Below are 9,204 nucleotides of genomic sequence, written 5' to 3'. Positions count from 1 at the left end.
CAGCGGGGATAAATCCCCTCGCCACAGAGAGTGTCCACTTGACACAAGATTTTGCGGTGACTCAAGAATACCGCAACGCCTGTGCCGGCTCGACCTTCGCCGCACGCCAGGCCGGGTAAACCGTGGCGAGGAAGCTGAGGATGAACCCGGCCGAGCAGATCAGCACCACATCACCGCGTTGAAGCTCCGAGGGCAGGTTGCTGACGAAATACACGTCGGAACTGAAAATATGCTGGCCAGTGACCCTTTCGAACCAACCCACTAAATCACTGACGTTCAGCGCCGCAATCACCCCCAGCACGCCGCCGATCAGCGTGCCGACCACGCCAATCACCGTGCCCTGGACCATGAAGATCGCCATAATCTGCCGGGGCGTGGCGCCGATGGTGCGCAGGATCGCGATATCTGCGCCCTTATCGTTCACCACCATGATCAGGGTAGCGATGATGTTGAATGCCGCCACCGCGACAATCATCAACAACAGCAGGCCGATCATGGTTTTTTCCATCTTCATGGCACTGAACAGGCTGCCCTGGGTGTGGGTCCAGTCGTCGGCCTTGTAGGCCGTACCGAGGCCCGTGGCGATGTCGGCGGACACTTGCGGCGCGGCGTACAGGTCCTTGACCGCCAGGCGCACGCTTTGCACCTGATTCGGCTGCCAATGCTGCATTTGCGCGGCGTCGGCCACGTGGATCAGCGCCATGGAGCCGTCCAGCTCGGCGCCCACCTTGAATACGCCGACCACATTCAAGCGCTGCATCCGCGGGGTGATGCCACCCGGCGCGGTGCTGATTTCCGGCACGATCAGGGTCAGTTTGTCACCGACGTTCAGCCGGAAGCGCCGGGCGGTGATTTCACCGATCACCACGCCAAACTCGCCCGGTTTCAAGGCATCGAGTCGCCCCTGGACAATATGCTGGGCGACGATGGACACCTTGCCTTCCTGGGCCGGGTCGATGCCGCTGATCTGGATCGGCTGCATCGCGCCTTTATGGCTGAGCATGCCTTCCATTTCGGTGAACGGTACGGCGGCGATCACTTCAGGATTTTTCAGCGCAGCGGCGGCCACCGGTTGCCAGTCGTCGATCGGCTTGACGCCGACGATGGTGGCGTGGGGCACCATACCGAGGATGCGCGAGCTCATTTCGCGCTGGAAGCCGTTCATCACCGACAGCACCACGATCATCGCCAGCACCCCCAGGGCGAGGCCGATCATCGAGGTCATGGAGATGAACGAAACAAAGCGATTGCGGCGCTTGGCGCGGGTATAGCGCGTGCCGATGAAGATCGATAACGGTCTGAACATTCGCGGGGCACCGTATAAAAATAAAAGACCCGGCGCTTGCAGCAAGCGCCGGGTTTCGGTCGGTCAAATGGGCGTCAGGCAACCTTCCTGCAAGTGCAGGACGCGGTCCATCTGCCGGGCCAGATTCATGTCATGGGTCACCACCAGGAACGCGGTGCGCATCGACGTGCTGAGCTCCAGCATCAAATCCTGGATGCCTTGGGCGGTGTGGGAATCGAGGTTGCCGGTCGGCTCGTCGAGCATCACCAGCCCCGGCTTGTTGACCAGGGCCCGGGCAATCGCCACGCGCTGGCGCTCGCCACCGGACAGCTCGGCCGGCTTGTGCTCCAGGCGATGACCCAGCCCTACCCGCTCCAGCAACGCCGTGGCGCGCTGACGGGCTTCAGGAATCGCGGTGCGGCCGATCAACAGCGGCATGCAGACGTTTTCCAGGGCGGTGAACTCAGGCAGCAAATGGTGGAACTGGTAGACGAAACCCAGGGAGCGGTTGCGCAGCAGGCCACGGGCCTTCTCGTTCAGCGCCGAGAGCTCTTCGCCCGCCAGCCAGACACTGCCGGCCGTCGGCGTATCGAGGCCGCCCAGCAGATTGAGCAAAGTGCTTTTACCCGACCCGGAGGTGCCGACAATCGCCACACGCTCGCCCGGATGCAGCTCCAGCTGCAAGCCTGACAACACCACCACCGACTCCGGCCCCTCCTCGTAGGATTTGCCCAGGTTACGGCAGCTCAAGATTGCTTTTTCACTCATACCCGACTCACTCATAACGTAACGCCTCCGCAGGCTGGGTGCGCGCGGCACGCCAGGCTGGATACAGGGTGGCGAGGAAACTCAGGACCAACGCGGCGCCGCAGACCATCAACACATCGTCTGTCTGCAACTGCGACGGCAGGTAATCGATGAAGTACACGTCGGCGTTGAGAAACTTGTGCCCGATCAGGCCTTCGAGGGCGGCAATCGCGGCGCTGACGTTGAGCGCGGCAAACATGCCGACCAAGGCACCGACGAGGGTGCCGATCACGCCAATGACCGTGCCCTGGACCATGAAGATCCGCATGATCTGCCCCGGCGTGGCGCCGAGGGTACGCAGGATGGCGATGTCGCCCTTCTTGTCGTTCACCACCATCACCAGGGTGGAGATGATGTTGAATGCCGCCACGGCGACGATCAGCAGCAACAACAGGCCGATCATGGCTTTTTCCATACGAATCGCCTGGTACAGATTGCCGTGGGTGCGCGTCCAGTCCCGGGCGTAGTAGCGGTCTTCGCCAAGCTGCTGGGCGATGGTCCAGGCAACCCGCGGCGCCTGGAACAGGTCGTCGAACTTCAACCGCAGGCCCTGGACCTGGTCCGGCTTCCAGCGATGCAAACGGGCCAGGTCCTGAAGGTTGGTCACGCCCAGATAACCGTCCAGCTCGCCGGCGCCGACATGGAAAATGCCGACCACGGTAAAGCGCTTCATACGCGGGAACATACCGCCCGGGGTCACGGTGACTTCCGGCGCAACGAAGGTCAGCTTGTCGCCGATGGCGGCGCCGAGCTTGGCCGCAGCCTTGTCGCCGATGACGATGCCAAAGCTGCCGGGCGCCAGGTCGTCGAGTTTGCCCTGCTGCATGAAGTTGTCGATGATCGACACCTGCCGCTCAAGCCCGGGGTCAATGCCATTGAGCAAGACCTTGGAAACCTTGCCATTGTTGGTCAGCAGCCCCTGCATTTGGGTGAACGGCGCAACCGCCAGCACCTGCGGGTTCTGCTTGACCTTGGCGGCCAGGCTCGGCCAGTCGCTGATGGCTTCGCCGGTTTCAAGGGTTGCGTGGGGCACCATGCCCAGCACGCGAGTGCGCATTTCATGGTCGAAGCCGTTCATCACCGACAGCACGACGATCATCACGACCACGCCAAGGGCCAGTCCGATGATTGAAGTCAGGGAAATGAACGATACGAAATGATTGCGACGTTTTGCACGGGTATAACGCGTGCCGATAAATACGAAGAGAGGTCTGAACATGTCGGGGCTTGTTCGGAGGGAAAAGGAACGTCCTTGTGGCGGGGGTCACAAACCAGCTTTACACTCAGACCACCGCCGCTACCATGGGTTCGCCATGTCGACATTAGATGAAGAAGATCGCCGCGAATACTACCGTATCGAGGACACGATCGCACTGGAAATTCGGCCCCTCTCCATTCCTGAAGCTGCTGGCCAGGAAGTGTTGCAGGATGCTTCTCCACTGTTCAATCTGCTCAGCGAGTTGCACCTGAGCGAATTCGAATCGCAACACCTGCTGCGCCAGATCAGCGAGCGCGAGCGTAGCATCACGGCTTACCTCAAAGCGATGAACAAACGCATCGACCTGCTCAGTCAGGTCATTGCCCTGACCGCGCTCGGCGAAATCGGCGAGCCGCAGCCGGTGATCATTTCCGAAGGGGGTATCGACTTCCAATACCCCACCCCCATTGCCGTCGGCGCGCATCTGTCGATCAAGATGGTGCTGATGCCCCAGGCCCTGGGGCTGTTGCTGCGGGCCCGGGTGACTCATTGCGACCCCAAGGGCGATGGCTACGACGTGGGCACCGAGTTCGAACGCCCCACCGACGCCCAGCGTCAGTTGCTGGCCCGCTACATCCTGCAGAAACAGGCGCAAGAGCGGCGCCTGGCGCGCGAACTGAACGAATCCGGCACCAATAAGGAAGAACCGTGACCCTCATTTATGGCCACCGCGGCGCCAAGGGCGAAGCGCCAGAAAATACCCTGACCGGTTTCCAGGAGTGCCTCAAGCACGGCGTGCGCCGATGCGAGTTGGACCTGCACCTGTCCATGGACGGCGAGTTGATGGTGATCCACGACCCGACCCTCAAGCGCACCACCGATCGCCGGGGCAAGGTGGTGGAGCATTCGGCCGCCGAGCTGGTGACCTACGATGCGCGCAAGGGTGGCCCGGGCTGGATCAAGCCGTGCCCGATCCCGCGCCTGGAGGAGCTGTTCGAAAAATGTGATTTCGAGCATTGGCAACTGGAGGTCAAGAGTGCCTCACGCACCCGCGCCGCTGCCACCGTGCTGGGAATCCGCGAAATGGCCCAGCGTTTCGGGTTGCTGGACAAAATCACCATCACCTCCAGCTCCCGGGAAGTGCTCAAGGCTGCCCTGGACCTGACCCCGGACATCGCCCGCGGACTGGTGGCCGAATACGCCTGGCTCGACCCGCTGAAGGTCGCCCAGAGTTACGGTTGCCAGATTCTGGCCCTCAACTGGACGCTGTGTACGCCGGAACGCCTGATCAAGGCCCAGCGTCAGGGGTTGCATGTGTCGGTGTGGACCGTCAACGAACCCGCGCTGATGCGCAGGCTCGCCGACTTCGGCGTTGACAGCCTGATTACAGACTTTCCCGGTTTGGCCACTGCCACCCTCGAGAATTGCTGAAATCGGTCTCCCCGGCCGGCTCAGGCCACCGGCCGGAGCCGCTCAAAAAAGCCGGTTGAGCCCGTCATAGGCCGCTACCCGATAGGCTTCGGCCATGGTCGGGTAGTTGAAGGTCGTGTTGACGAAGTATTTCAGCGTGTTCAGCTCGCCCGGCTGGTTCATGATCGCCTGGCCGATGTGAACGATCTCCGACGCCTGATAACCGAAGCAGTGCACGCCCAGCACTTCCAGCGTCTCGCGGTGGAAGAGGATCTTCAGCATGCCCTGCGGCTCTCCGGCGATCTGCGCCCGCGCCATGCTCTTGAAGAAGGCCTTGCCCACTTCATAGGGCACCTTGGCCTGGGTCAGCTCCTGCTCGTTCTTGCCGATCGAGCTGATCTCCGGAATGGTATAGATACCGGTCGGTACGTCGTTGACGAAGCGCCAGCTCCCGTTGTCGACAATGCTGCCGGCCGCTGAACGGCCCTGGTCATGGGCGGCGCTGGCCAGACTCGGCCAACCGATCACGTCACCGGCGCCGTAGATGTTCGTCACGCAGGTGCGGTAGTTCTCGTCAACTTCGATCTGGCCACGGCTGTTGACCTTCACGCCGATGTTTTCCAGGCCCAGGGTGTCGGTGTTGCCGGTACGACCGTTGCACCAGAGCAAGGCGTCGGCCTTGATTTTCTTGCCGGACTTGAGGTGCAGGATCACGCCGTTGTCCACGCCTTCGACGCGGTCGTAGTCTTCGTTGTGGCGCACGGTGATGTTGTTGTTGCTGAAGTGATAGCTCAGGGCCTGGGAGATTTCCGAGTCCAGGAAGCTCAGCAACTGGCCGCGGTTATCCACCAGTTCCACCAGCACACCCAGGCCGCTGAAGATCGAGGCGTATTCGCAACCGATCACCCCGGCGCCGTAGACAATCAGCTTACGCGGGGTATGGCCCAGGCTCAGAATCGTGTCGCTATCGTAGATACGTGCGTGGTTGAAATCGATATCGGCCGGACGATACGGGCGCGAGCCGGTGGCGATAATGATGTGCTTGGCCACCAGCTTTTCGACCACACCATTGCCGCACACCACTTCAACGGTCTGCTCGTCGGCAAAGCTGCCGGTGCCGAAGAACACATCGACCCGGTTGCGGGCGTAGTAACCGGTGCGCGAGGCCACTTGCTTGGAGATCACCTTCTCGGCGCTCTTGAGCACGTCCGGGAAGGAGAACCAGCGCGGCTCGCCGATGGCGCGGAACATCGGGTTGGTGTTGAACTGCATGATCTGCCGGACCGAGTGACGCAAGGCCTTGGACGGGATGGTGCCCAAGTGGGTGCAGTTGCCACCGACCTGCCGACGGCTGTCGACCATCGCGACCTTGCGCCCTGCCTTGGCGGCGTTCATTGCCGCGCCTTCTCCCGCCGGGCCGGAACCCAATACCACCACGTCGTAGTTGTAGACAGCCATGCGTACTCCTCAGAACAGGCCGCGACGCCACACTTGGCACCACGGCTAAATCATGCCGGCCAGCGACATGAAGGAACAATTTTCAGGCCGGTTCACGAGCCCGGCCACAGTCTATAGAAGCGTCAACGCCGCGCACATTACCCCTTGGTCGCGTCGTAGGCTAGTTTTGCCTGCGCTATTTCGCCACAGGTAGCCTTTCAAATCGCTGTCGGTGCTTGCCCAAATCACCGTGGCGAGGGAGCTTGCTCCCGCTTGAGTGCGAAGCGCTCACAAAAAAGGGTCTGCTGCGCAGCCCATCGGGAGCAAGCTCCCTCGCCACAGGTCGCCGACATCCTGAAGGATGTCATCATTGGGTTTTTCCGCTGCTGATCCGTTCAAACATGTCGTTGGTACGGGTGACAAAACGATTGCCATCGCGCAACACGAAAAATACCCCGATACCATGCTTCTGGGCATAGTCCCAACCCCGTTCGGGACCGAGAATCAGCAACAGCGTCGACAGTCCATCGGCCATCAACGCCGAAGGATGAATCACCGTGACTGACGCCAGGTTGTGTAGGACCGGTGCACCGGTACGTGCATCAAAGGTGTGGGAGTAACGCGCCCCGTCCTGTTCGAAATAACGCCGATAGTCACCGGACGTCGAGACTGCGTAGCCGTTGACTTCGATGACACGCTCAGCCACTTGCCGGTCATCCCGAGGCTCCTCCAGGGCAATGCGCCAGGCCGAGCCGTCGGGTTTACGCCCGGCAGCCTTGAGTTCACCGGTGGCTTCGGCCAGGTAACTGTCGATGCCCAGGGCCTGGAGTCTGGCGGCGATCCGGTCGACGGCATAGCCCGCAGCGATGCTGTTGAAGTCGACCTCCACCGCGGCGTCCTTGCACAGCCGGTCGCCGTCGATGCGCAAATGACCCTGCCCGACGCGCTGGCGCACCTGGGCCAAGGCTTCCGCGGTCGGCACTTTCTCTTCTCGGGATTGAGGACCGAAGCCCCACAGATTCAGCAGCGGTTCCACCGTCAGGTCAAAAGAACCGTCGCTTTGGGCTGACAACTGCTCACCCACACCGATCAGTTCGAGTACCGGACCGGGCATGACCAGACAGCTATCAGCAGGCAGCGCGTTGAAACGTTCGATATCCGAGTCGCTACGGTAGGTCGAGAATTGCCGATCCACTTCGGCAAGGACGTTTTCCACCTCGGCCTGCACCGCTTTCGGACCGGGCGTGGCGGAATGCCTGACGTATTGAATGGAATAATGACTGCCCATGGTCGGTCCATCGAAGCGCTCCAGGCGCTCGCCGTTGCCGCAGCCGGTCAAGACACCGGCCAGGACCACAAGCTTTCCCCACCGTCCAGTTAACAAATCTTCATCCCCCCTCAAAACCGCGCCGGCCATTATGGGCTTCAGCGCGTGCATGCGCGAACCTGTGGGAGCAGACCTGTGGGAGCAAAGCTTGCTCGCGATGCATGCGACACGGTCCAGCTACAAGGCAGCGTTTTCGTTCATCGCGAGCAAGCTTTGCTCCCACAGGCAGCCCCCCCACAGCGTGCAGCGCCTCCATACAAGATTGTCAGAGTGAGTACCGACCCATGCCTTCCACCAAGAGCAACGGCAAGGCGATTTTTCGCGTTGTCAGCGGCAACTTCCTGGAGATGTTCGACTTCATGGTCTACGGCTTCTACGCCACGGCCATCGCCAAGACGTTCTTCCCCACCGACAGTGCTTTCGCCTCGCTGATGCTGTCCCTGGCCACATTTGGCGCCGGATTCTTGATGCGCCCGTTGGGGGCGATTTTTCTCGGCGCCTACATCGACCGGCACGGCCGCCGCAAAGGCTTGATCATCACCTTGGCGATGATGGCCGCCGGCACGGTGCTTATCGCCTGTGTGCCGGGTTACGCCACCCTCGGCGTGGCGGCACCGCTGCTGGTGCTGCTGGGGCGATTGCTGCAGGGCTTTTCCGCCGGTGTTGAGCTCGGTGGTGTGTCGGTGTACCTGGCGGAAATTTCCACGCCGGGACGCAAGGGTTTCTTTGTCAGTTGGCAATCCGCCAGTCAGCAGGCGGCCGTCGTGTTTGCCGGTCTGTTGGGCGTGGGCCTCAATCACTGGCTGAGTCCCCAAGAGATGGGCGAATGGGGCTGGCGCGTGCCGTTCCTGGTGGGTTGCATGATTGTGCCGGTGATATTCGTGATCCGTCGCTCACTGGAAGAAACACCTGAGTTCCAGGCGAGAAAACATCGCCCTACCCTATCGGAAATCATCCGTTCCATCGGTCAGAATTTCGGCGTCGTCCTGGCGGGCATGGCGCTGGTGGTGATGACCACGGTGTCGTTTTACCTGATCACGGCTTACACGCCGACCTTCGGTAAAGCCGAATTGAACCTGTCGGACCTGGATGCGTTGCTGGTCACGGTATGCATCGGGCTGTCGAACTTCTTCTGGCTGCCGGTGATGGGCGCATTTTCCGACAAGATCGGACGCAAGCCCTTGCTGCTGGGCGCGACTATTCTGGCGATTCTCACGGCATATCCGGCGCTGTCCTGGCTGGTGGCGAACCCCAGCTTCAGTCATTTGCTGATCGTGGAATTGTGGTTGTCATTCCTGTATGGATCGTACAACGGCGCCATGGTCGTCGCCTTGACGGAAATCATGCCGCTCGAAGTGCGCACCACCGGCTTCTCCCTGGCCTACAGTCTGGCAACCGCGACCTTCGGCGGGTTTACCCCAGCGGCCTGCACTTATCTGATCCATGTGCTGGGCAACAAGGCCGCACCGGGGATATGGCTCAGTGGCGCGGCAGTGCTGGGGTTGATTGCCACCCTGGTGTTGTTCAAGGGTAATCGGCATGAACTGCGGACCGCACAAGCTTCGATGGTGAGCGGCGCCTGATAGATTGCCTTCGTCGGATCGCCGCCCGGAGCAAGCCCGCTCCCACATGGGACCGCATGCATCAGCAGCACCCCGTTCAACTGTGGGAGCGAGTCTGCTCGCGATGAGGCCGGCGCACTCAACACAAAACCTACAGACAAAAAAACGCCCCCACAAA

Annotated in this window: 8 protein-coding genes; 3 read left to right on the top strand and 5 right to left on the bottom strand. The window is 61.2% G+C overall.

What is annotated here, in order from left to right; all coding sequences use genetic code 11:
* Positions 1-61: 61 nt before the first annotated feature.
* The 3 genes from HU811_RS21270 to HU811_RS21260 all read right to left on the bottom strand — a co-directional run bounded on the left by HU811_RS21270 (position 62) and on the right by HU811_RS21260 (position 3,311).
* A complete protein-coding gene (locus tag HU811_RS21270) occupies positions 62-1,306 on the bottom strand; it encodes a lipoprotein-releasing ABC transporter permease subunit (RefSeq protein ID WP_092459111.1) in 1,245 nt (414 codons plus the stop codon).
* Positions 1,307-1,369: 63 nt separating this feature from the next.
* On the bottom strand, positions 1,370-2,053 hold the full coding sequence (lolD, locus tag HU811_RS21265) for a lipoprotein-releasing ABC transporter ATP-binding protein LolD (RefSeq protein ID WP_162843734.1): 684 nt from the start codon (positions 2,051-2,053) through the stop codon (positions 1,370-1,372).
* Positions 2,054-2,060: 7 nt separating this feature from the next.
* Entirely contained in the window at positions 2,061-3,311 is a 1,251-nt protein-coding gene (locus tag HU811_RS21260; RefSeq protein WP_092459109.1) for a lipoprotein-releasing ABC transporter permease subunit, read from the bottom strand.
* A 94-nt stretch (positions 3,312-3,405) separates the two neighbouring features.
* Here HU811_RS21260 and HU811_RS21255 point away from each other — a divergent pair, with 94 nt between their 5' ends.
* Positions 3,406-4,002 carry a PilZ domain-containing protein gene (locus tag HU811_RS21255; RefSeq protein WP_092403235.1) on the top strand — a complete coding sequence of 199 codons (597 nt, stop codon included), beginning with the start codon at positions 3,406-3,408 and terminating at the stop codon, positions 4,000-4,002.
* The gene (locus tag HU811_RS21250) at positions 3,999-4,721 is read left to right on the top strand and encodes a glycerophosphodiester phosphodiesterase (RefSeq protein ID WP_092403237.1); all 723 of its coding nucleotides are present in this window, start codon (positions 3,999-4,001) and stop codon (positions 4,719-4,721) included. Before HU811_RS21255 ends, HU811_RS21250 begins: the two co-directional genes overlap by 4 nt.
* Before the next feature lie 42 nt (positions 4,722-4,763).
* On the opposite strand, the gene sthA is transcribed toward HU811_RS21250, so the two are convergent.
* A complete protein-coding gene (gene sthA, locus HU811_RS21245) occupies positions 4,764-6,158 on the bottom strand; it encodes a Si-specific NAD(P)(+) transhydrogenase (protein WP_047227219.1) in 1,395 nt (464 codons plus the stop codon).
* A gap of 346 nt (positions 6,159-6,504) precedes the next feature.
* Positions 6,505-7,494, bottom strand: a complete 990-nt coding sequence (locus HU811_RS21240) for an FAD:protein FMN transferase (protein WP_186657946.1) — start codon at positions 7,492-7,494, stop codon at positions 6,505-6,507.
* A 254-nt stretch (positions 7,495-7,748) separates the two neighbouring features.
* Here HU811_RS21240 and HU811_RS21235 point away from each other — a divergent pair, with 254 nt between their 5' ends.
* On the top strand, positions 7,749-9,047 hold the full coding sequence (locus tag HU811_RS21235; protein WP_186657944.1) for an MFS transporter: 1,299 nt from the start codon (positions 7,749-7,751) through the stop codon (positions 9,045-9,047).
* The last annotated feature ends 157 nt before the right edge of the window (positions 9,048-9,204 follow it).

This window comes from Pseudomonas tehranensis, from assembly GCF_014268615.1.
Taxonomy (GTDB): domain Bacteria; phylum Pseudomonadota; class Gammaproteobacteria; order Pseudomonadales; family Pseudomonadaceae; genus Aquipseudomonas; species Aquipseudomonas tehranensis.
Note: the sequence above shows the minus strand (reverse complement) of the source record. Positions and strands in the feature narration are given on the sequence as shown.